General features: G+C 46.8%; 18 protein-coding genes. 11 read left to right on the forward strand and 7 right to left on the reverse strand.

Annotation, left to right across the window (positions count from 1 at the left end; translation table 11 throughout):
• The first annotated feature begins 14 nt into the window (after window positions 1-14).
• Window positions 15-1,304 (forward strand): citrate synthase, encoded by a 1,290-nt coding sequence (locus AC3CIC_RS11175; protein ID WP_016961075.1) that lies wholly within the window; start codon window positions 15-17, stop codon window positions 1,302-1,304.
• Window positions 1,305-1,409: 105 nt separating this feature from the next.
• Here AC3CIC_RS11175 and AC3CIC_RS11180 read toward each other — a convergent pair whose 3' ends face one another.
• Window positions 1,410-2,168: a Nif3-like dinuclear metal center hexameric protein gene (locus AC3CIC_RS11180; RefSeq protein WP_016961074.1), complete on the reverse strand. Its 759-nt coding sequence runs from the start codon at window positions 2,166-2,168 to the stop codon at window positions 1,410-1,412.
• Between the two features lie 119 nt (window positions 2,169-2,287).
• Between AC3CIC_RS11180 and AC3CIC_RS11185 the strand changes: the two genes are divergently transcribed.
• Window positions 2,288-3,052: a DUF1853 family protein gene (locus AC3CIC_RS11185; RefSeq protein WP_016961073.1), complete on the forward strand. Its 765-nt coding sequence runs from the start codon at window positions 2,288-2,290 to the stop codon at window positions 3,050-3,052.
• Window positions 3,053-3,101: 49 nt separating this feature from the next.
• On the opposite strand, the gene pgm is transcribed toward AC3CIC_RS11185, so the two are convergent.
• Window positions 3,102-4,748 carry a phosphoglucomutase (alpha-D-glucose-1,6-bisphosphate-dependent) gene (gene pgm / locus AC3CIC_RS11190; protein WP_488514637.1) on the reverse strand — a complete coding sequence of 549 codons (1,647 nt, stop codon included), beginning with the start codon at window positions 4,746-4,748 and terminating at the stop codon, window positions 3,102-3,104.
• A 123-nt stretch (window positions 4,749-4,871) separates the two neighbouring features.
• Window positions 4,872-5,417, reverse strand: a complete 546-nt coding sequence (seqA, locus tag AC3CIC_RS11195; protein WP_016961071.1) for a replication initiation negative regulator SeqA — start codon at window positions 5,415-5,417, stop codon at window positions 4,872-4,874.
• A 100-nt stretch (window positions 5,418-5,517) separates the two neighbouring features.
• Here seqA and AC3CIC_RS11200 point away from each other — a divergent pair, with 100 nt between their 5' ends.
• The 3 genes from AC3CIC_RS11200 to fldA all read left to right on the forward strand — a co-directional run bounded on the left by AC3CIC_RS11200 (window position 5,518) and on the right by fldA (window position 7,209).
• Window positions 5,518-6,291: an alpha/beta fold hydrolase gene (locus AC3CIC_RS11200; RefSeq protein ID WP_488514638.1), complete on the forward strand. Its 774-nt coding sequence runs from the start codon at window positions 5,518-5,520 to the stop codon at window positions 6,289-6,291.
• A 59-nt stretch (window positions 6,292-6,350) separates the two neighbouring features.
• The gene (locus AC3CIC_RS11205) at window positions 6,351-6,572 is read left to right on the forward strand and encodes a DUF2788 domain-containing protein (RefSeq protein WP_016961068.1); all 222 of its coding nucleotides are present in this window, start codon (window positions 6,351-6,353) and stop codon (window positions 6,570-6,572) included.
• A 109-nt stretch (window positions 6,573-6,681) separates the two neighbouring features.
• Window positions 6,682-7,209 carry a flavodoxin FldA gene (fldA, locus tag AC3CIC_RS11210; protein ID WP_017005997.1) on the forward strand — a complete coding sequence of 176 codons (528 nt, stop codon included), beginning with the start codon at window positions 6,682-6,684 and terminating at the stop codon, window positions 7,207-7,209.
• Window positions 7,210-7,305: 96 nt separating this feature from the next.
• Here the strand turns inward: fldA and AC3CIC_RS11215 are convergent, their stop codons facing one another.
• Window positions 7,306-7,779, reverse strand: a complete 474-nt coding sequence (locus AC3CIC_RS11215; RefSeq protein WP_016961066.1) for a DUF4442 domain-containing protein — start codon at window positions 7,777-7,779, stop codon at window positions 7,306-7,308.
• 194 nt (window positions 7,780-7,973) lie between these two features.
• Between AC3CIC_RS11215 and fur the strand changes: the two genes are divergently transcribed.
• Complete coding sequence (gene fur, locus AC3CIC_RS11220) at window positions 7,974-8,423, forward strand: ferric iron uptake transcriptional regulator (RefSeq protein ID WP_488514639.1); 450 nt, start codon at window positions 7,974-7,976, stop codon at window positions 8,421-8,423.
• Window positions 8,424-8,605: 182 nt separating this feature from the next.
• On the opposite strand, the gene glnS is transcribed toward fur, so the two are convergent.
• From glnS to nagE, 3 genes are all read right to left on the reverse strand, one after another.
• Window positions 8,606-10,270, reverse strand: coding sequence for a glutamine--tRNA ligase (glnS, locus tag AC3CIC_RS11225; RefSeq protein ID WP_016961064.1), 1,665 nt, complete (start codon window positions 10,268-10,270; stop codon window positions 8,606-8,608).
• 135 nt (window positions 10,271-10,405) lie between these two features.
• Window positions 10,406-13,081: a beta-N-acetylhexosaminidase gene (locus tag AC3CIC_RS11230; RefSeq protein WP_488514640.1), complete on the reverse strand. Its 2,676-nt coding sequence runs from the start codon at window positions 13,079-13,081 to the stop codon at window positions 10,406-10,408.
• Between the two features lie 95 nt (window positions 13,082-13,176).
• The gene (nagE, locus tag AC3CIC_RS11235) at window positions 13,177-14,673 is read right to left on the reverse strand and encodes an N-acetylglucosamine-specific PTS transporter subunit IIBC (protein ID WP_488514641.1); all 1,497 of its coding nucleotides are present in this window, start codon (window positions 14,671-14,673) and stop codon (window positions 13,177-13,179) included.
• A 265-nt stretch (window positions 14,674-14,938) separates the two neighbouring features.
• Between nagE and nagB the strand changes: the two genes are divergently transcribed.
• From nagB to asnB, 5 genes are all read left to right on the forward strand, one after another.
• Window positions 14,939-15,739 (forward strand): glucosamine-6-phosphate deaminase, encoded by an 801-nt coding sequence (gene nagB / locus AC3CIC_RS11240; protein WP_394210541.1) that lies wholly within the window; start codon window positions 14,939-14,941, stop codon window positions 15,737-15,739.
• A 15-nt stretch (window positions 15,740-15,754) separates the two neighbouring features.
• On the forward strand, window positions 15,755-16,891 hold the full coding sequence (gene nagA / locus AC3CIC_RS11245) for an N-acetylglucosamine-6-phosphate deacetylase (RefSeq protein WP_016961060.1): 1,137 nt from the start codon (window positions 15,755-15,757) through the stop codon (window positions 16,889-16,891).
• A gap of 7 nt (window positions 16,892-16,898) precedes the next feature.
• A complete protein-coding gene (gene nagC / locus AC3CIC_RS11250; protein ID WP_016961059.1) occupies window positions 16,899-18,116 on the forward strand; it encodes a DNA-binding transcriptional regulator NagC in 1,218 nt (405 codons plus the stop codon).
• Between the two features lie 173 nt (window positions 18,117-18,289).
• Window positions 18,290-19,858: a cation:proton antiporter domain-containing protein gene (locus AC3CIC_RS11255; protein ID WP_394210543.1), complete on the forward strand. Its 1,569-nt coding sequence runs from the start codon at window positions 18,290-18,292 to the stop codon at window positions 19,856-19,858.
• A gap of 244 nt (window positions 19,859-20,102) precedes the next feature.
• Entirely contained in the window at window positions 20,103-21,776 is a 1,674-nt protein-coding gene (gene asnB, locus AC3CIC_RS11260; protein ID WP_488514642.1) for an asparagine synthase B, read from the forward strand.
• Window positions 21,777-21,933 lie beyond the last annotated feature (157 nt).

A 21,933-nucleotide genomic window follows, 5' to 3' on the forward strand; every position in this document is an offset into this window, starting at 1 on the left:
CAAAGGAGAATGTTATGGCAGAGAAGAAAGCTACCCTACAAATAGAAGGGAAAGCACCTATCGAACTGCCGATCAAAAGGGGCACAGTCGGTCCGGAAGTGATCGATGTTCGTGCGTTGGGCGCAAATGGCTATTTTACGTTTGACCCAGGTTTTGTTGCAACAGCGTCGTGTGAGTCACAAATTACGTATATTGATGGTGACGCTGGCGTTTTATTGCACCGAGGCTTTCCAATTGATCAATTAGCCAATAACGCTGATTATTTAGAAGTCTGTTATATCCTTCTGTATGGGGAAGTCCCAACCCGTAAGCAATACGAAGAGTTCCGCAAGATTGTTACTCGTCACACTATGGTGCACGAGCAAATTGCGAGCTTCTTCCACGGCTTCCGTCGTGATGCACACCCTATGGCTGTCATGGTGGGTGTTGTCGGTGCTCTTGCAGCGTTCTATCACGATTCGCTCGACATCAATAACGACGAACACCGTGAAATTACCGCGTACCGCCTGCTATCTAAAATGCCTACGCTGGCGGCAATGTGTTACAAGTACTCAATCGGCCAACCGTTCATTTATCCGCGCAATGATTTGGACTACGCCGAAAACTTCCTACACATGATGTTTGCTACGCCGTGTGAAGAGTACGACGTCAACCCAGTCGTTGCCAAAGCCATGGATAAGATCTTTACCTTACACGCTGACCATGAGCAAAACGCATCAACTTCAACGGTTCGTTTGGCAGGCTCTTCTGGTGCTAACCCATTTGCATGTATTGCTGCGGGTATCGCATCCCTTTGGGGTCCTGCACACGGTGGGGCAAACGAAGCATGCTTAAAGATGCTGGAAGAAATCGGCTCTGTCGACAATATTCCTGAGTATATTGAGCGCGCGAAAGATAAAGAAGACCCATTCCGCCTGATGGGCTTCGGTCACCGTGTTTACAAAAACTACGACCCTCGTGCAACAGTAATGAATGAAGCATGTCACGAAGTTCTTGATGAGCTCAACATCAATGATCCATTGTTGGATGTAGCGATGGAGCTTGAACGAATCGCGCTTTCTGACCCGTACTTCGTTGAGAAAAAACTGTATCCAAACGTCGATTTCTACTCAGGTATCATCCTGAAAGCAATCGGTATTCCAGCGTCCATGTTCACCGTGATTTTTGCGATGTCTCGGACTATTGGTTGGATTGCTCATTGGAACGAAATGCACAGCGATCCGCAAAACCGTATTGGCCGACCACGTCAGCTATATACTGGTTACGATCAACGTGATTTCAAACCATTAAAAGATCGCGATTAAATTTCGTAGCTAGCCAGGTTTTATCGCTAAATAAAACGCCGCTTAATGCGGCGTTTTTTATTTTAAATATGAGTATCTACGCCAGAATATTAGATTTAGCGAACCCTATACTGGATTGTCAATATCGATAAAGGTGACGTCCATCTTATGATTTTCTGCCAACCACTCACCCAAAGATTTAATACCATAGCGCTCTGTCGCGTGATGCCCCGCACCAAAATAATGTATACCCTGCTCTCTCGCAGAAAAAGTTGTTCTTTCTGACACCTCGCCTGAAATGAACGCATCCATCCCTTTACTTGCCGCCAAATCAATATAATCCTGTCCGCCGCCAGTACACCAACCAACACGTTTAATGTTTCGATGACTGCCACCATTAATAAACAGCGGTTTTCTGTTGAGTCGACTTTCAATCAAAGCAGAAAATGCATCACCGGTAATTGCATCGGGCAACTCCCCCCACACCGCAACAGAATTAGGATTTCCATCTTCCAATCCTCCGCGTTGTTCAATACCCAGTAGGCTAGCAAGTTGTGCGTTGTTGCCTACTTCTGGATGTACATCAAGTGGCAAATGATACGCATACAGGTTGATCCCATGCTCAATCAAGGCCTTGATGCGACGAAACTTCATTCCTTTAATTGGCTCTGGCTCGCCACGCCAAAAATAACCGTGGTGAACCAACACAGCATCAGCACCATGGGTAATCGCAGCATCAATCAATGCTTGTGAAGCAGTCACACCTGTCACGACTTTCATCACGTCAGGTTTACCTTCTACCTGCATACCATTAGGACAGTAGTCTTTAATCAAATGAGGTTTTAAAAAACCATTCAGGAGGGTTTCGAGCTCAAAATTGTTCATTTATGATCCTAGATCAGGCGATGACTTTCAATCATTCTACCCAGCATTGACGTGCAGGTGAACTCACATTCCGATAAGCTGTTAATTCTCAATCAGTCAATACGTTATGGACATTACGCATGTTTGCAGATAAAGCACAAGTTGCCCGAGACATGAATTGGATAGCCAATACGCAAACTATTGTGCAGCTACCTTCACGGTATCAGTTTGATCATCAATTCTGGCAAGGTGTGCCAAAGATGAACTGGCCAGGCTATGAGGGCGGTCAACGTATCGGTTTTTATTATCAATGGCTGGTTAAGCAATGTATTCATTCACACCCAAGCTATCAGCTAGTGACAGAAGAAATACAGGTAAGCAAGGATGGACGTACTCTTGGCGCTGTCGATTTTATTGTCGAAAACCCGCAAGGCCAATTAGAACATTGGGAAGTGGCCGTTAAATTTTATTTGGCGTTTAATACCGACTGGCATGGCCCAAACGGCAAAGATACACTGGCTAAGAAATATCAAAAGATGACAACCAAACAACTGTTGCTTTCTAATACCGAGGAATTCCTCTCGCAATTTCCGCAATATCCCATTAGCCAGCGAAAACTCTTGATGCCAGGCAGGCTATATACCAATCCTTTTCTTCCTAAACATAAAGTCACTACGCCGTCAGTGACATCAGATGCGGTTTGCGGGCATTGGTGCTGGCCTTCTCAATTACCCAGTGATAGACGTTTTTATCATCTTCACCGTCATCAATGGATGGAAGCGCCATCAGTTCATGAGCTTGATAAATTTACACTGAAGCTGCCATTGTTACGTGCACAGCATGTTATCGATGAACAGGGAGTGCGCTGGTTCGTTGTACCCGAGACTTGGCCTGAGCCCCACTAAAAAAGCCACCGATTTTCGGTGGCTTTATACACAACATTAGCGGCTACGTTTACAGGCCTGCGCTTTTGAACACTTCGCTGACGATTTTCTTCGCTTCTTCTTGGATCTCACGAAGGTGCTCGTCGCCTTTGAAGCTCTCACAGTAAATCTTGTAGATGTCTTCCGTGCCAGACGGACGTGCCGCAAACCAACCAAATTCAGTGGCGACTTTCAAACCGCCAATCGCTTGGCCATTGCCTGACGCATGAGTAAGTTTGGCTGTGATTGCATCACCCGCTAAGGTTTCAGCCGTCACCATCTCAGCGGAGAGCTTGCTCAGTACCGCTTTTTGCTCACCGTTGGCAGGCGCTTGGATACGCGCATAACAAGACGCGCCAAACTTTGCCGCTAGCGCGTCATAGTACTGCTGTGGGTTTTTACCGGTGACGGCAGTGATTTCTGCGGCTAACAAACAAAGTAAAATACCATCTTTGTCCGTTGACCATGGCGTACCATCCATACGAAGGAATGATGCACCTGCGCTTTCTTCCCCGCCAAAGCCTAATTCACCGCTATACAGTCCATCAACAAACCATTTAAAACCGACAGGCACTTCGCACAGTTTTCGGCCGAGATTCTCAACCACTTTGTCGATGATCGCACTTGATACCAGTGTTTTCCCAACCCCCACTTCACTGCCCCATTGTGGGCGATGCTGATAAAGGTAATCAATGCACACAGCGAGGTAGTGATTTGGGTTCATCAAACCCGCAGGTGTCACAATGCCATGGCGATCAAAATCGGGGTCGTTACCAAACGCGAGATCATATTGATCTTTGTATGCCAGCAGTCCTGCCATTGCTGAAGGCGACGAACAATCCATGCGGATCACGCCATCTTTATCCAATGACATAAAGCGGAATGACGGATCAATATCGTCATTCACTAGCGTAATATCGAGTTCGTAATGCGTTGCGATGGCTTTCCAGTAATCAATACCGGAACCACCTAGTGGATCAACGCCGATGTGAAGGTTGGCTTTTTTGATGGCTTCGATATCAACAACCTGACCTAACTCACGCACATAAGGCATGACCAGATCCGTTTCAATAAACAGATCGCTCTCCGTCGCTTGCGCAAAACTGATGCGACGTACGCCATTGAGGCCAGCTGCAATCAACGCATTCGCGCGTTGCTCAATGGCCTTCGTTAGCTCACCTTCCGCAGGACCACCATGTGGCGGGTTGTATTTGATACCACCATCTTGAGGCGGGTTGTGAGAAGGCGTAATAACAATGCCATCTGCTTGCATCTCGTTGGTTTTGTTGTGCGTCAAAATGGCATAAGAGATACCCGGCGTCGGCGTGTAACCACCGTCTGCCTGCGCAATCACTTTCACGCCGTTTGCGACCAGCACTTCTACCACAGAGCAAAATGCTGGCTCAGACAATGCGTGCGTGTCTTTACCTACGAAGAGTGGACCAGTGAACCCTTTCTCAGCGCGCACATCTGCAATCGCTTGTGCTATCGCCAGAATATGATCCTGATTGAAGGTATATTTATCTGCACTACCACGGTGACCCGAGGTGCCAAACTCGACTTTATGAGCAGGGTTGCTTGGATCCGGCGTCAGCTGAAAATAGTTCGACACCAATAGAGGAATGTTATGAAGATCTTGTTGCTGAGCACGTTGCCCCGCGCGATCAAAACTAGCCATGAGTTCGCATCCTTTCAGGAAATCTAATTCATAAAAATACAAAGAGGCTCGTCAATGACAGAGCCTCTATGTTCAATCTTATCTATTCGCAGTAAGCATTTTGATGTGATTTATGCGATAGCTTTAGATTTCGCCAACAACTTTTTCAGTAATGTCGCTAGCAAAACCCATTTTAGTCATCAGCTGCTCAACCATCTGGCGCTTACGACCGGTATTCGTATTGGTGATCACCCAAAACGGGGTGCTCGGAATGTGCTTAGGTTTCGTTGTTTTGCCACTTTCTAGCAAGGTTTGCTCGTTATCAGCGAAGTAAACGCGAGTACGGCCTTTCAACGCAGTAACCTCTGAAAACGCTGGACCATCAATACGATAAAGTGTTGACAGAACAAGCATAAAACGTCCGATCGCTCTTTCTTGCGCTGCAAATTCGTCAGAGATCAACAATGAGCGCATTTCTTTAACGCGATCCACAGAATCGTGTTTTCCCGCATCTTTGCTGACAACAATTCCCTTTGGCTTATTAGCGGGAGTCAATGTCGCAACGGGTTCTTGCTCCATCTGCGGTGCCATTAACAGGCGGCGCAGGATGTCCGATGCACTTTCGCCAATGTGATGCGTTTGGCTGGCAATGTACCGGTATAGCTCTTCATCAACCTCAATTGTCTTCATCGTTTGATCATCGTGTCCTAATTACAATTCAACGGGGCGATTATACAGAGTTAGACAGGTATACTCTACGGCAAACGATTCATATTGAGAGAAAAGAACGGTGTTTTTGAACTACAAGATCCAAGGAGAAGGACACCCTTTGCTGTTGATCCACGGACTTTTTGGCAGTCTGGACAACCTAGGGGGACTCGCACGCGTATTGGCTGAGCATTATAAGGTCTATCAAATTGATCTGCCGAACCATGGACAGTCGCCGCGCTCTGAACAGGTAGACTACCTTTCACAAGCTAATGCAGTGAAAGAGTTCTTGTTTCAACAAGGCCTTGATCGCGTCTCCGTCGTCGGTCACTCCATGGGGGGTAAAGTCGCGATGATGCTTGCCATCACCTGCCCCGATCTTGTTGATCAATTGGTGGTCATGGATATTGCGCCCGTCGCTTACCAAGTCCGTCGACACGATGCCGTTTTTTCGGGTTTAAATGCTTCTGTGCAATCCCCCATCTCAAATAGAAAAGAGGCGGAAGCGCGTTTAGCAGAGCATATTCAAGAGCCCGGCGTCCGCCAATTCTTACTTAAGTCACTGGCAAAGCAAGAGAACGGAGAGTTTGGGTGGCGCTTCAACGTTAACGCATTGGAAGTGAACTACAGTGACATTACTGGCTGGCCCGCGAGTGGCAAGTTCGACGGTGACACGTTATTTATGAAAGGTGCGGATTCGGATTACATTTCGGCGCAACATCGTGATGACATCGAGCGCCAATTTCCTCACGCAAAAGCGCACGTGATTGCGAATACCGGACATTGGTTGCACGCTGAAAAACCCGACACAGTTGCCCGTGTGATCACTCGCTTTTTAACAAAGTCAGGGCGTTAACAGACCGGTCTGAGTTGTGATATAGTGCGCGACGAAATAGGTTCCGAAAGGAGAGGGAAATGCTGTACGAGCATTTTGAATTGCTCGAAACGATAGGACTTGATCTGCTGTTTGCAGCAATCTTCTTCTTCATCGGCATGGCAATCAAGGACGTTTTAAAGGAAGGGAACGTACCGCCTTTTGGCCGACGCATTGTTTGGCTGGTACTTTTCTTAGGTTGCGCAGGTTTCATTACCAAAGGCGTGATTCAGTTTTTCTGGGAAGGCGCAGGCATCGGCTGATTGTCAGCATCTTACCCAAAACAGCAAGAAGGCTTGTCCTTCTTCTACACTTTAGAATTTGGGATGTGTATATTGCATCTCGACTAACAGAAAACAGGTATTCTCTATTATGGCGAGCGTAGGTCTCTTCTTTGGCAGCGATACAGGTAACACTGAAGCTATCGCCAAGATGATTCAAAAACAACTGGGTAAACAACTGGTACACGTTCAGGATATTGCTAAGAGCAGCAAAGAAGACATCAACAACTTCGACCTGCTGTTACTGGGTATCCCAACGTGGTATTACGGTGAAGCGCAGTGTGACTGGGACGACTTTTTCCCAGAGCTTGAGCAAGTTGATTTCTCAACCAAACTCGTTGCGATTTTTGGTTGTGGTGATCAAGAAGACTACGCAGAGTATTTCTGTGATGCGATGGGCACCGTTCGTGACATCGTTGAGACTAAAGGTGGCACTATCATTGGCCATTGGCCGACTGAAGGCTACGAGTTTGAAGCATCGAAAGCCTTGGTAGATGATAGCCACTTTGTTGGCCTATGTGTTGATGAAGACCGCCAACCAGAGCTAACTGCACAGCGCGTTGAAACTTGGGTTAAACAAATCCACGAAGAAATGTGCTTGTCGGAATTGGAAGGTTAATTCCCTCCTCCGGCGGCAAAAAAACGCGCCCCGAGCGCGTTTTTTTATGCCTGCTATTTGTGTAGCCTCGCAAATTCGTGATGTTTGGATAAATGCTTAAGGCTCTTGACGGTACTTCGGCTTTTTTCGCACATACAGCACCCGCCTGACACGACTGACGACTTCGCCACCCTCATCAACAACATTGACAACAAATTCGGGAAACACCTTGTCGCCGCTGGCCGTTGCATGCTGAATGGAAGTAATTGTTTCTTCCGAGATAACAAATTCTGCAAACAAATCCGACGAACCTGGTTTGATGAAGTTAATGTCCGCTTCTTTGTCCCAAACAAAGTATTTTTCACCCAAAATCCCCATCAACATCAGGGCATAAGTTGGATCTGTCATTGAAAAAATACTGCCACCATACTGAGTACGGTTGGCATTTTTATTCCACCAGCGAAGCTTTAAACGCATTTTAACAAAACGAAAATCATCGCTGATCTCTAGAATTTTAATGCCAGCCCCCCAAAATGGTGGCCAGCAGTTAAGCGCAAATTTCACTATCCCTGGTTTGTAGTATTTATACACAGTAACTCCCTTTCTGGTCTAACCAGTTTATCGTGCCATTTTTGCTTAACAACAACAAGCCGCAAAACCAACCAATTAGGTCAGTTATTTATCGCGTGACACTGGCGGCGACTTATCACATTTGTTACGCTAACACACAACTTTTCCCGTTCTCACAATTACAGGGAAAAAAGCAATTACGTAGGAAGAACCGGATGTCAGATAATAACAAGGCACTGAAAGACGCAGGACTGAAAGTCACGTTGCCACGATTAAAAATCCTAGAAGTCCTGCAACAACCGGACTGTCAGCATATCAGCGCCGAAGATCTCTATAAGAAATTGATTGATATTGGCGAGGAGATTGGCCTTGCTACCGTTTATCGTGTTCTAAACCAGTTTGACGATGCTGGGATTGTCACCCGTCATCACTTTGAAGGTGGTAAATCAGTATTTGAGCTCGCAACGCAGCAGCATCACGACCATTTGGTGTGTTTAGATTGCGGAAAAGTGATTGAATTCACAGATGAAGTCATTGAACAACGTCAAAGAGAAATTGCGACTCGCTTCAATGTACGTCTGACAAACCATAGCTTATATCTCTATGGTCACTGCATCGAAGGCGACTGTAATACTGATGAAACGCTGCACGATGCACGCTCTTAAGTCACCTTTGTAATTCAGCCTCTGTCTGTTTTAGTCACTAAAATAGCAAGCATAAAAAACCGGAGCTTATGCTCCGGTTTTTTCGTTTACTACGGGTGATACACCAATCGGATTAAGTAAGCGGTCATAAATTTGCGCAGTAATAATTGGCAAGAATGACTGAGTACTGCTTCTGGTTGGTATTAGCCGTCAATTTTCGCCCAAGTGTCACGAAGACCCACGGTGCGGTTAAAGACCAGTGCATCTTCCGAGCTGTCTTTACGATCTGTGCAGAAATAGCCCATGCGCTCAAACTGATAACCTTGCTCAGCAGCCGCTGCTTTTAGGCTAGGCTCAACAAAGCCATGAACCACAGTCAGTGACTCAGGGTTGATTGTTGCAGCGAAATCATCAGCAGCACCAGGATTTGGCACAGTGAACAAGCGATCATAAAGACGGATTTCAGCGGGTAAACCTGCATCTGCAGATACCCAGTGAATTACGCCTTTAACTTTACGGCCATCCGCTGGATCTTTACCCAAGGTTTCTGGATCGTAAGTACAGTAAACCGTCGTGATCTTGCCATCTGCGTCTTTATCACAACGCTCAGCTTTCACCACGTATGCATTACGCAGACGCACTTCTTTACCTAGTACCAGTCGCTTGTATTTCTTATTCGCTTCTTCGCGGAAATCTTCAGCTTCAATCCAGATTTCACGACTGAACGGCACATGGCGCTCACCCATTTCTGGTTTGTTCGGGTGATTCGGCGCTGACAAGGTTTCAATCTCACCATCGAAGTTTTCAATCACCAACTTAATAGGATCGAGAACGGCCATGGCACGCGGTGCATTGTCGTTCAAGTCATCACGAATACAAGACTCAAGAGAGCCGATCTCAATCGTGTTCTCTTGCTTGGTGACACCAATGCGCTTACAGAACTCACGAATAGACGTTGGCGTGTAACCACGACGACGTAGACCTGAGATCGTTGGCATACGCGGGTCATCCCAGCCATGGACCAGATTCTCACTCACCAATTGGCTAAGTTTACGCTTAGACATCACGGTGTATTCAAGATTCAGGCGGCTGAACTCATACTGGCGCGGTTGACACTCAATGGTGATATTTTCCAATACCCAATCGTACAGACGACGGTTATCTTGGAACTCCAACGTACACAAGCTGTGTGTAATGCCTTCAAGCGCATCAGAGATACAATGTGTAAAGTCATACATTGGGTAGATGCACCACTTATCACCGGTTTGGTGATGGTGGGCAAAACGCACTCGGTACAATACGGGATCGCGCATCACCATGAACGGCGACGCCATATCGATTTTCGCGCGTAGGCAAGCTTTACCTTCTGCGAATTCACCGTTCTTCATTTTGTCGAACAGTGCTAAGTTCTCTTCAACGCTACGTTCACGGTATGGGCTGTGCTTACCCGGTGCAGTCAATGTTCCGCGATATTCACGGATTTCATCTGCACTCAGCTCTTCCACATACGCCAAGCCTTTCTCGATCAATTCGACGGCATAACCGTGTAAACGATCAAAGTAGCCAGACGAATAACACACTTCGCCGCTCCATTGGAAACCCAGCCAATTCACATCGCTTTTGATTGATTCAACAAATTCGATGTCTTCTTTTTCTGGGTTCGTATCGTCAAAACGCAGGTTACATTGACCTTGATAGTCTTTAGCAATACCAAAGTTCAAACAGATCGACTTCGCGTGACCAATGTGAAGATACCCATTCGGCTCCGGAGGGAAACGCGTATGAACTGTTGTATGAACACCACCAGCCAAATCTTTATCGATGATTTGACGGATAAAGTTGCTTGGACGAGCCTCAGACTCACTCATCAAAAAATACCTCGTAGGAAGAACTACATGAAATTAAGTCAATGATCCACGATCACGAGGTTTTACTCAACCTCTACAGAACGTCGAGACGAAAAAAAGCCCGCATATAGCGGGCTTCTGAGTCATAAGGTGTCGTTATAGTGACACTACACGGCCTTCACGTTGTTTGTCAGCACTCAATGCACGTACTTTTACATTGCTTGCGTCGGACACGGTAACAGGTGCAGCGTAATCAGCCCACGTTTCACCGCCGTCTACAGAGTACTGAAGTGGCAGACCAGGCATGCTGATGTTCATGTGCAGTTTACCTGCTTCAATCATAGCGCCAGGAACTGGGATACGGTATTGAATACCCGCCGCGTCCAGTTTCGCCATTTCACGTTGACCCATTACGTTTGCAAAGCGTGTCCAATCTTGCAACTGAGCGTCTTTGTTTACGTGGTCGGTATCAAGGTTAAAGGCTTTACCCGCTTGGTAGTCCAATTCCCAATCTGCTTTATGCCATGCGCGTTCTGCAGCAGCAATGACACGCGGGAACACCATGAATTCATACTGCTCGTCAGTACGAACGGTTTCGCTCCATAGCTGCGCAGACAAACCGTGAAAGCCTTTCGATTCCACAGTGCCTTTGCCGTTAAAGCCATTACCATCACGGTCTACTGATGTTTCAGCGTTCTGTGGCAAGTTTTCTGGTGCAAAGCCAAACATTTTGCGCGTATCAGTAGCACGGGTTGCCCAATAGTAACCACGTTCTTTTGGATCAACCTCGTAAGGCATATCCATGTAAACGTAGTCTGGGTTTGACACGATCACGTCATAACCCTTATTCGCCCACTCGTAAGCCGATGCGTCTCCGCCCCAGTACAGAACGTCCCAGAAGTTAACGCGAACGTTGTCAGTGTCGAATGCTGATGCATCTTTCGAATACTTCAGGCCATCCTGCCACGCTTGGAAGTTAGGAATATCATGCGCCGCAACCACCTTGCTTACGCGCTCAGCAAAGTAGCTTGGCAGGTGACCGAAATCTTCTGCCACACCTTCTGCAATCGCTTTTTGACACACTGGCGACTTAGCGAAAGGCTTGTCTTCCTTGCTCAGATCAATGTTACCTTTCCAAGAAACAGGCTCTGCTGCATTCACGTCTTGGAAACCTGCGTTTAGCTTGATGTTCTTCGCTTCGTCACCACCAAAATGCCACGTCGTCAGAGGCATACCTGCTTCCGCGTGCATGGCTTTAACTTCGGTGATCACTTTGTCCACGAAGTTTACTGATGAATCCATGCATGGATTGATGAAGCTGCGCTTGTCATAAAGCTGAACAGTCGTCACATTTGATGTATCCAACGGATCCATCAGACGGAACTCTTCTGCTTTAGCCAGATCGCCTTGCTCTGCATACTTGGTGTAGCGTGCTTCCATAGAAACAACGGCAGCACGTGAGTGAGCTGGCATATCGATTTCAGGGATCACTTCAATACCGCGCGCCTTCGCATGGCGCAGGATTTCCATGTAATCCGCTTTAGAGAAGAAACCTGAACCGAAGTTTTCAGTTGTTGGACCTGAACCCAGTTGTGGGAGAAGACATGAGGTTTCAGACAAATCATGACAACGATCTGCGCCGACTTCTGTCAGTTCTGGCAGGCCAGGGATCTCTAGTCGCCAGCCCTCGTCATCAGTCAGGTGAAGGTGCAGTTTGTTCAGCTTGTACGCCGCCATCTGATCAATCGTGCGCAGCATTGCTTCTTTTGAGTGGAAGTTACGCGCAACGTCAACCATCACACCGCGGTATTCAAAGCGAGGGGCATCTTCAATCGCAACCCATGGCAGCATGCCGCTGTCGTCTTTGTCCATCAATGCCATCAGTGATTGCAAACCGTAGAATGCACCTACACGGTCAAAACCAAGAACATCAACACCTGCTGCATTCACTGCTAGCTTGTAAGCACCCGATACCGCTTCTTCGCCGCTAAATGCTGTCGCATCAACATGGATGTTAAGTGCGATATCACCGTCTACGTTGACACCCAAAAGCGCTGCACGATCTTCAAATGCCGCCAATTGGTCAGCATCTAGGGCATTGTTCGTCACGGCAAAGCCAGACGTAACATGCAGAGCGCCACGCATTTGCTTAGTTTTCAGTGGTGTTGGGATAATAGATGCTTCAATCGCACCATCCGACAGTTGCGCTACATCGCTGTTTTTCGCAAAGCGCGATGCCGCGGTTGCCAAGATATTGTTGTCTTCAGGCGTGCGTTTCCACTTGTCTCCATCGATTTCAGCAACAAATGCATCAACGTTTTCAGTGTCCATTGAAGCGATAGTTTTTGGTGTTGCATCACCAGCAACAACATACGCACGTGGCATAAAGTCAGTTTCAAACAACTGCCAGTATTCCGCAATCAGGGGGATTTCGATTTTTTCGCCAGCCGCGAAACCATCGAAAGATTGCGTTGGCGTCAGCGCGTAAAGATCACCCGTTAGGTGTTCAATCGTGAAGTCGTCGCTTGCGACATCTAGGAACACACGAATGCTGTGCAGATAGATTGTCCAATCATTGCTAGTAACGGCATCACCTTCATTAACAACCGTCATGTTTACTTTGTTACAAGATGCCCACTCAGCGCCCATGTCCTGACATGCTAGACCTTCTTGCGCGCCATGGTTGGTTTGAACGTCGTAGCTAATGTTCAGCTGAGAAGCCAACGCATCTACCGTTGCTTGTTGTGCAGAGCCAGAAGGCAGAACGCCACAACCAGCAAGACCTGCAGCAACCGCTGCAGATAAGATTCCCATCTTAAATGTCTTATTCATTTGTATTTTTCCCTACGATTTGGCCGAATTCGGCCCAAAAAAAGCCGACCCCGCTAAGGGCCGGCCATATTGACTGTTTAGTCAGTATATTTTAGTTAAGGCAGTTTGATTTCCGTCAAGTCTTCACTTGTGCCGACTTTTTTCATTTCGCCAGCAACGATTTCTGCCAAAGGACCCAAGATAACCTGCAGGTTATTGGTGCCCAATTTAACAACACCCATCGCACCTAGTGCTTTCAGTGTTTTCTCGTCGATCTGAGCGCCATCTTTAACAGTCAGACGTAGACGAGTAATACATGCATCGATAGTCGTCAGGTTGTCGTGACCGCCCAACGCTTTCAAATACTGGCGAGCTAGGATGCTGGTTTCTTTAGATGCTTCAACGCCATTTGATTCAGCGTCGTCATCTAGGTCTTCACGACCAGGCGTTTTCAGGTTGAACTTAACAATCGCGGTGCGGAACACGGCATAGTAAACACCGAAGAAAACCAGACCTTGAACGATAAGCATGTACCAGTTAACAGCCAGCGGGTTACGTGTAGACAAGAACATGTCAACAAGACCTGCAGAGAAACCGAAACCTGCAATCCACTGCATAGATGCAGCGATGTATACAGAGATACCAGTCAGAAGTGCGTGAAGCACATACAGACCAGGAGCCAAGAACATGAATGAGAATTCAAGAGGTTCTGTTACACCGGTAAAGAACGATGCGAAACCAGCAGCGATCATGATAGATGCTACTTTTTCTTTGTTCTCAGGCTTAGCCGTGTGGTAGATAGCTAGCGCTGCACCTGGCAGACCAAACATCATGATTGGGAAGAAGCCCGCTTGGTACATACCTGTTACACCAACAGTTGCAGTACCTTCAGCCAGAGACTTAGCGCCACCCAGGAAGTTAGGAATATCGTTAATGCCAGCAACGTCGAACCAGAATACTGAGTTCAGAGCGTGGTGCAGACCCACTGGGATCAAAAGACGGTTAAAGAATGCATAGATACCTGCACCCAGTTCGCCCATGCCCTGAATACCTTCACCGAAGTTAACCAGACCACCGTAAACAGTTGGCCATACGTACATCAGGATGAAAGAAACAATGATTGCAGCAAAAGAAGTAACAATTGGAACCAAACGCTTACCAGAGAAGAACGACAACGCTTTGTGCAGTTCTACTGTTGAGAAACGGTTGTACAGTTCCGCTGACATGATACCGACCAAGATACCAACGAATTGGTTCTGGATCTTACCGAAAGCCGCTGGAACAGCACTTGGGTCAATGTTTTGAATTTGTGCAACAGCACCTGGCGACAGTAGCGTCGTAACAACGTACATACCAACCAGACCTGCTAGTGCAGCAGCGCCGTCTTTGTCTTTAGACATACCGTAGGCAACACCTACAGCAAACAGCCAAGACATGTTATCGATAATTGCAGCGCCTGCTTTAATCAAGAATGCCGCCAGAACGCTGTTCGCGCCCCAACCGGTCGGATCGATAAAGTAGCCGATACCCATTAAGATTGCAGCTGCAGGAAGCGTGGCAACGGGTACCATTAACGCTTTACCTACTTTTTGGAAATAACCGAGAATATTCACCTGTGTTCCCCCTATAGTGGTTCTTTCTCAGAGATGTAATGACAACATGGGACTTTTTTTACTATCCAATGTGAGTCAGGTGGAGTTTATTCCATTAATTTCGCCCCGCAAATTAAAACAGGTGCAATTGTGATTTTTGTCACTCAAAACGATACGAGATCCTGTTTTTTGCTAGCGCCATCATAAAACTTATTTTATGATGAAAACTAAGATACGAATCCACTATGCTGTATAGTCTGAATTTGAATTAATTAAGAGGTGTACCGTGAGACTTATCCCTTTACAAACCGCACATGAAGTAGGCTTTTGGTCAGCACGCTATATTGTTGATGCAATTAACAAATTTGCTCCAACTGAAGATCGTCCGTTTGTTCTGGGTTTGCCGACTGGTGGCACTCCACTGAACACATATAAACAACTGATTAATCTTCATAAGCAAGGCGAAGTAAGCTTTAAACATGTGGTTACATTCAACATGGACGAGTACTGCGGTATCCCAGCAGATCATCCAGAATCTTACCGTAGCTTCATGTTCAATAATTTCTTCAATCACATTGATATTAAACAAGAAAATATCAATCTATTGAACGGAAACACTGACAATCACGAAGAAGAATGTCAGCGTTACGAAGACAAGATTAAATCTTACGGTCGAATCAATCTGTTCATGGGCGGCATTGGCAACGACGGTCACATCGCATTTAACGAGCCAGCATCGTCACTTTCATCACGTACTCGTATCAAAACCTTGACGGAAGATACGCGTATTGCTAACTCTCGTTTCTTTGATAATGACATCAACCAAGTACCTAAACACGCACTGACCATTGGCGTAGGTACCTTGCTTGACGCAAAAGAAGTGATGATTCTGGTTACAGGTCACAACAAAGCACTTGCTCTGCAAGCAGCGGTAGAAGGTTCAGTGAACCACCTGTGGACTGTCTCTGCGCTTCAATTGCACCCTAAAGCACTGATGATTTGTGACGAACCATCAACAGCTGAGCTGAAAGTGAAGACAGTTAAGTACTTCCATGAGCTAGAAGCTGAAAACATCAAAAACCTGTAAGGTAAGGAAGTATTCATGTACGCACTGACTAACTGCCGAATTTTTACTGGTAGCGAAGTGCTGGATAATCATGCTGTCATCGTCGATGGTGGCCTGATCCAGAACGTTTGTCCTGAAAGTGAATTGCCAGAAGGCATTGAAACTCGTTCACTTGATGGCGCATATCTCAGCCCTGGCTTCATCGATCTACAACTTAACGGTTGTGGCGGTGTGATGTTCAACGATGAAGTGACCGCGGACACTATCCACACGATGCATCTGGCAAACCTGAAGTCTGGTTGCACCAGCTTCTTGCCAACACTGATCACGTCTTCTGATGAAGATATGAAGGCATCAGTCAGTGCGATTCGTGATTACCAAGCACAATACGAGCATCAAGCACTCGGTCTGCACCTTGAAGGTCCATACCTGAATGTTGCCAAAAAAGGCATTCACAGTGTTGATTTCATTCGTCGCTCTGATGACGCAATGATCGATTTCATCACTGCTAATGCAGATGTCGTCACGAAAGTGACGCTGGCACCAGAATTGACGCCAGCGGATCATATCCGTCAGTTGGCTGACGCAGGTATCGTTGTATCTGCAGGTCACACCAACGCAAGCTACGTTGAAGCGCGTCTAGGCTTTAAAGCGGGTATCACGTTTGCCACCCACCTGTTCAATGCGATGACACCAATTGCGGGTCGCGAGCCTGGTATGGTTGGCGCTATCTACGACACCCCGGAGGTTTATACGGGCGTGATTGCAGATGGTTTCCACGTAGATTATGCAAACATTCGCATTGCCCACAAATTGAAAGGTGAGAAACTGGTTCTTGTTACTGATGCAGCAGCGCCTGCAGGAGCAGACATGGATCACTTTATTTTTGTAGGTAAGAAAGTATATTACCGTGATGGTAAGTGTGTTGATGAGAATGGCACACTTGGCGGTTCGGCATTGACCATGATTGAAGCAGTACAAAACTCTGTCGAACACGTAGGCATCGCTTTGGATGAAGTGATCCGCATGGCAACCTTGTATCCTGCACGTGCAATCGGCATGGATGACAAGCTAGGGGCTATCAAGAATGGATATGTCGCTAACCTGACCGTGTTTGATCGCGATTTCAATGTCAAAGCGACTGTAGTTAACGGCGAATATACATTGAATTAGGACATTTATGACAGGCGGACAAATTGGTAACGTAGATCTGGTTAAACAGCTAAACGGTGCCGCCGTTTATCGACTTATCGACCAACAAGGGCCGATATCTCGAATCCAAATTGCTGACGTGAGCAGTCTTGCTCCAGCAAGTGTTACCAAAATTACCCGCCAGTTGCTTGAGCGCGGCCTGATTAAAGAGGTCGCGCAACAAGCGTCCACAGGAGGTCGACGAGCCATCTCGTTGACCACCGAATGTGCCCCTTTTCACTCTCTTGCTGTACGACTCGGTCGTGACCGCATCGAACTAACACTGTTCGACTTGTCGGGCAAACCTCTCGCCGAGCATGACGAAGCGTTTCACTATCCCAATCAGGAAACCCTGATTGAAGGTCTTCTTTTTCACCTTCACAGTTTCCTCGCTAGCCAACAAGACATTGTAAAAGAACTGATTGCCGTGGCGATTTCGCTACCCGGCCTCGTTGATGCCGAAACAGGTATCGTCGAATACATGCCACATATTACGATCGACAAATTACCGTTAAGTGACTTAATTCGTGATGAATTTGGTGTGCAGTGTTACATCGGAAACGACACACGAGGTCAGGCACTGGCAGAACATTATTTCGGGGTGAGTAAAAACTACTACGACACCCTACTCGTCAGTGTTCACAATGGTGCTGGTGCAGGTATTATCGTTAATGGCCAAGTGTTTTTAGGCTACAACCGCAACGTTGGCGAGATCGGACACATTCAAATAGACCCGCTCGGCAAGAAGTGTCAGTGTGGTAATTTTGGCTGTCTTGAAACGGTTGCTTCTAATCCAGCTATTATCGAGCACGCACAGCAGCTTTTGGCACAAGGCCATGAAAGCATGCTGCAAGGCAAAAAAGACCTCAACGTATCCGACATCTGTCGTGCCGCTGTTGCCGGTGATGAACTCGCGCGTCAGGTATTGGTAAAGGTAGGTAATCACTTAGGCAAAGCCATCGCGATGACAATTAACTTGTTCAATCCACAACAAGTGGTGATCTCTGGTGAAATTACCGAAGCAAAAAGCGTGGTGTTCCCAGCCATTCAACGCTGCGTAGAAAACCAATCACTAAGAGCCTTCCACCAGAATCTTCCTGTTGTCGCAGCCAGCTTGTCTTCTACTACACCGACACTCGGCGCATTTGCGCTGGTTAAACGCGCGATGCTTAACGGAATATTGCTTCAAAAACTGCTCGAAGACTAAAATTCTGTTACACAAATTAGGCACAGCTTAAGCTAATTTATGTTTAGCTTCATAGGCAACACAGGTTTACCGTGTTGCCTTTGTTTTATCTTATCATTTTCTGTTGTTAGGCCCCCTGTTTGACCGGCTTAGGCTTAAACGCGCTATTTTTTCGCAAGGAAACAATCAAAACCATGGATCTCGTTATCATTGCCGTCGCATTTCTCAGCGGTTTTTTAATGCTGCGCTGCCACATGCCCCCACTCGTTGGCTTCTTGATTGCTGGATTTGGCTTACATGCAGCAGGATTCACCTCCACGCCCGTTATCCAAACGTTAGCCGATTTGGGTGTTACCTTGCTGCTGTTTACTATTGGTCTCAAACTCGACGTAAAGTCTCTGCTCAATAAAGAGATTTGGTTCGGTGCCACACTCCATAACGTGATGACAACTGCACTGTTCTCACTTTGCTTGATGGGCTTTAAGTCACTTGGCTTTTCCGCATTTTCAAGCCTCGCGTTAAACGACATTGTACTTGTTGCTTTTGCTCTCTCTTTTTCCAGTACCGTGTTCGCCATCAAAGCCCTGCAAGAGAAAGGCGAAATGAACGCCACCTACGGCACATTAGCTATCGGCGTTCTCATCATGCAGGATATCTTTGCCGTTATTTTCCTGACCATCGCCTCTGGAAAAGTCCCCGGAATAGAAGCCCTACTGTTATTTGCATTGCCATTGGCCCGTCCGTTGTTCTTTAAATTACTGGATCGCGTCGGTCATGGTGAAGTCTTAGTGCTTTATGGTGTTTTCCTTGCGTTGGTCGCAGGGGCGGGTTTCTTTGATGTTGTTGGCATGAAAGCAGACCTAGGTGCTTTGCTTCTGGGCATGATGATGGCAGCACATCCCCGTGCATCAGAGATGGCCAAATCACTGTTCAACTTGAAAGAACTCTTTCTGGTGTGCTTTTTCCTTAATATTGGCTTGTCAGAGCAGCCAACATTGCAAGGATTGATGATTGCGCTATTGCTGCTGCTACTGTTGCCATTAAAAGGCCTGCTTTACTATGTCATATTCAATGGCTTCAAATTCCGTGTCCGGACCTCGCTTTTCGCCACGCTCACCCTGTTTAACTACAGTGAATTTGGCTTAATTGTCGGTGGTATTGCCTACCAAATGGGCATCATGCCCGGCAGTATTTTGGTCGCCATCGCCATTGCAGTGTCTTTGTCCTTCATGTTAGCTGCACCACTGAATACGTTCAGTCATAAAATTTACGGCGCTGTATCATCACGCTTCAACGACCCGTCACCAGAACGAATCCATCATAACGATCAGCTTATCGATCTCGGTGATGCTTCCGTGGTTATCATCGGTATGGGCCGCATAGGCAGTGGTGCGTATGATGAACTCGCAATAGAATTTCCGTCAAAAGTACTAGGCATTGAAGCGCGTGAAGATTCAGTCGCTAGCCATCAAGAGTGCAACAGAAATGTGATTCATGGTGATGCCACAGATCCTGACTTCTGGTCTCGCGTCACCTCCTCTCGCCATATCGAACTGATCCTTCTTGCGATGCCTAACAGTCAAGCTAACACCTTGGCCATGGAGCAGATCAATCAATTAGGATTCGACGGCAAAGTCGCCGCTATTGCTAAGTACGTCGATGAACTTGAACAACTCAAAGCGCTTGGCGTTAACGAAGCCTATAACATCTACAACGAAGCAGGTGCGGGTTTTGCTCGCCATGTAAAAGACCAACTGCTTTAAGCCTCATTCTGAAATCCGTGACCACTCTTGTGCTCCCAAGCACAAAAGCGGTCACAAAATCATCAGCACCAATGTTTCATTCACTAAAAACCGCATATTGGTGAATGAAATTAAACTTCACCTCGGGTTTATTATTTTTATCTTCATAACAGGTTGCTTTTTTCTATCAAATTGGCAAATTGAAGACAATACAAAATTGAAACGCGTTTATGATGCGTGCATTAGGGAAGTTTGAGAGGGAATTATGTGTTCTGTATTTGGCATTTTAGATATTAAATCAGATGCGTCAGTGTTACGCGAATCTGCCTTGGAAATGTCCAAGAAGTTACGTCACCGTGGACCGGACTGGTCTGGCATCTATTCATCAGAGCGTGCAATTCTCGCGCACGAACGTCTCGCTATCGTTGGTTTGAACAGCGGCGCACAACCTCTTTATAGCCCTGATGGCAAGCTTATCCTTGCGGTTAACGGTGAGATCTACAACCACAAAGAAATTCGTGCGCGTTACGAAGACAAATACGATTTTCAAACCGATTCAGATTGTGAAGTCATCTTGGCGTTATACCAAGACATGGGGGCAGATCTGCTAGAAGAGCTAAACGGCATTTTCGCCTTTGTTCTTTATGACGAAGATAAAGACGAATATCTGGTTGGTCGTGACCACATTGGTATTATCCCGCTATACCAAGGCTACGATGAGTACGGCAACTACTTTGTTGCATCAGAAATGAAAGCACTCGTGCCTGTGTGTAAAACCATCAGCGAATTCCCTCCAGGTTCGTACTACCGCTCTCAAGATGCAGAGCCACAGCGCTACTACATTCGTGATTGGAATGAGTACGCAGCCGTACAAAACAACGCCACCAGCAAAGAAGAGCTGACTGAAGCACTGGAAGCTGCTGTAAAGCGCCAGTTGATGACTGACGTACCTTACGGTGTATTGCTATCAGGCGGTCTAGACTCGTCAATCACCTCTGCAGTTGCGAAACGCTACGCGGCAATGCGCATTGAAGATGATGGACAATCAGCCGCATGGTGGCCTCAACTTCACTCTTTTGCCATTGGTCTTGAAGACGCGCCCGATCTCAAAGCCGCACGTGAAGTGGCTGAGCAAATTGGTACTGTTCACCATGAAATGACGTACACCATCCAAGAAGGTTTAGACGCAATTCGTGATGTGATTTATCACATTGAAACCTATGACGTGACGACCATCCGCGCTTCGACGCCTATGTATCTGCTAGGACGTAAAATAAAGGCGATGGGCATCAAAATGGTCCTGTCTGGTGAAGGTGCAGACGAAATCTTCGGCGGTTACTTATACTTCCACAAAGCACCAAATGCCAAAGAGTTCCACGAAGAAACCGTGCGTAAACTGCTTGCGCTGAACATGTTTGACTGTGCACGCGCCAACAAATCACTGGCTGCATGGGGTGTTGAAGGTCGTGTACCTTTCCTCGATAAAGAGTTCATCGACGTAGCAATGCGCCTGAACCCTGCAGACAAGATGTGTGGCAACGGCAAAATGGAGAAGCACATTCTTCGTGAGTGTTTCGAGCACTACTTGCCAGAAGCGATTGCATGGCGCCAGAAAGAGCAGTTCTCTGATGGCGTAGGTTATGGCTGGATTGATACATTGAAAGCTGTTGCTAACGAGAAAATCTCTGATCAGCAAATGGAAACCGCCAGCTACCGTTTCCCTTACAACACGCCAACGACAAAAGAAGCTTACGTTTACCGTGAGATCTTTGAAGAGTTGTTCCCACTGCCATCAGCAGTAGAGTGTGTACCAGGTGGTCCATCAATCGCATGTTCAAGTGCGAAGGCCATTGAGTGGGATGAAAGCTTCAAAAACGCAGCAGACCCTTCAGGTCGCGCAATTGCAGCAGTTCACAACGAAGCCTACTCAAAAGCATAAACACCAGCATCCACCAATAAAAAAACCGCCATCACGGCGGTTTTTTATTTTTCGTCTCTAGCAAAGACCCGTTATCTCAACGCATTTGACACCAAGGCAAGGCGATGAAATGGTGACTGCTTAGTAGCTTAGTTCACTCAGTGACTAACAGCATTCA

The sequence above is a fragment of the Enterovibrio sp. QJM3NY_24 genome (assembly GCF_057786035.1).

What these genes read in the sequence shown, in the direction of transcription:
- AC3CIC_RS11175 (WP_016961075.1), top strand. Translation starts at nt 15, where the DNA reads ATGGCAGAGAAGAAAGCTACCCTACAAATAGAAGGGAAAGCACCTATC.
- AC3CIC_RS11180 (WP_016961074.1), bottom strand. Translation starts at nt 2,168, where the DNA reads ATGAACAATTTTGAGCTCGAAACCCTCCTGAATGGTTTTTTAAAACCT.
- AC3CIC_RS11185 (WP_016961073.1), top strand. Translation starts at nt 2,288, where the DNA reads ATGTTTGCAGATAAAGCACAAGTTGCCCGAGACATGAATTGGATAGCC.
- pgm (WP_488514637.1), bottom strand. Translation starts at nt 4,748, where the DNA reads ATGGCTAGTTTTGATCGCGCGGGGCAACGTGCTCAGCAACAAGATCTT.
- seqA (WP_016961071.1), bottom strand. Translation starts at nt 5,417, where the DNA reads ATGAAGACAATTGAGGTTGATGAAGAGCTATACCGGTACATTGCCAGC.
- AC3CIC_RS11205 (WP_016961068.1), top strand. Translation starts at nt 6,351, where the DNA reads ATGCTGTACGAGCATTTTGAATTGCTCGAAACGATAGGACTTGATCTG.
- fldA (WP_017005997.1), top strand. Translation starts at nt 6,682, where the DNA reads ATGGCGAGCGTAGGTCTCTTCTTTGGCAGCGATACAGGTAACACTGAA.
- fur (WP_488514639.1), top strand. Translation starts at nt 7,974, where the DNA reads ATGTCAGATAATAACAAGGCACTGAAAGACGCAGGACTGAAAGTCACG.
- glnS (WP_016961064.1), bottom strand. Translation starts at nt 10,270, where the DNA reads ATGAGTGAGTCTGAGGCTCGTCCAAGCAACTTTATCCGTCAAATCATC.
- AC3CIC_RS11230 (WP_488514640.1), bottom strand. Translation starts at nt 13,081, where the DNA reads ATGAATAAGACATTTAAGATGGGAATCTTATCTGCAGCGGTTGCTGCA.
- nagA (WP_016961060.1), top strand. Translation starts at nt 15,755, where the DNA reads ATGTACGCACTGACTAACTGCCGAATTTTTACTGGTAGCGAAGTGCTG.
- nagC (WP_016961059.1), top strand. Translation starts at nt 16,899, where the DNA reads ATGACAGGCGGACAAATTGGTAACGTAGATCTGGTTAAACAGCTAAAC.
- AC3CIC_RS11255 (WP_394210543.1), top strand. Translation starts at nt 18,290, where the DNA reads ATGGATCTCGTTATCATTGCCGTCGCATTTCTCAGCGGTTTTTTAATG.
- asnB (WP_488514642.1), top strand. Translation starts at nt 20,103, where the DNA reads ATGTGTTCTGTATTTGGCATTTTAGATATTAAATCAGATGCGTCAGTG.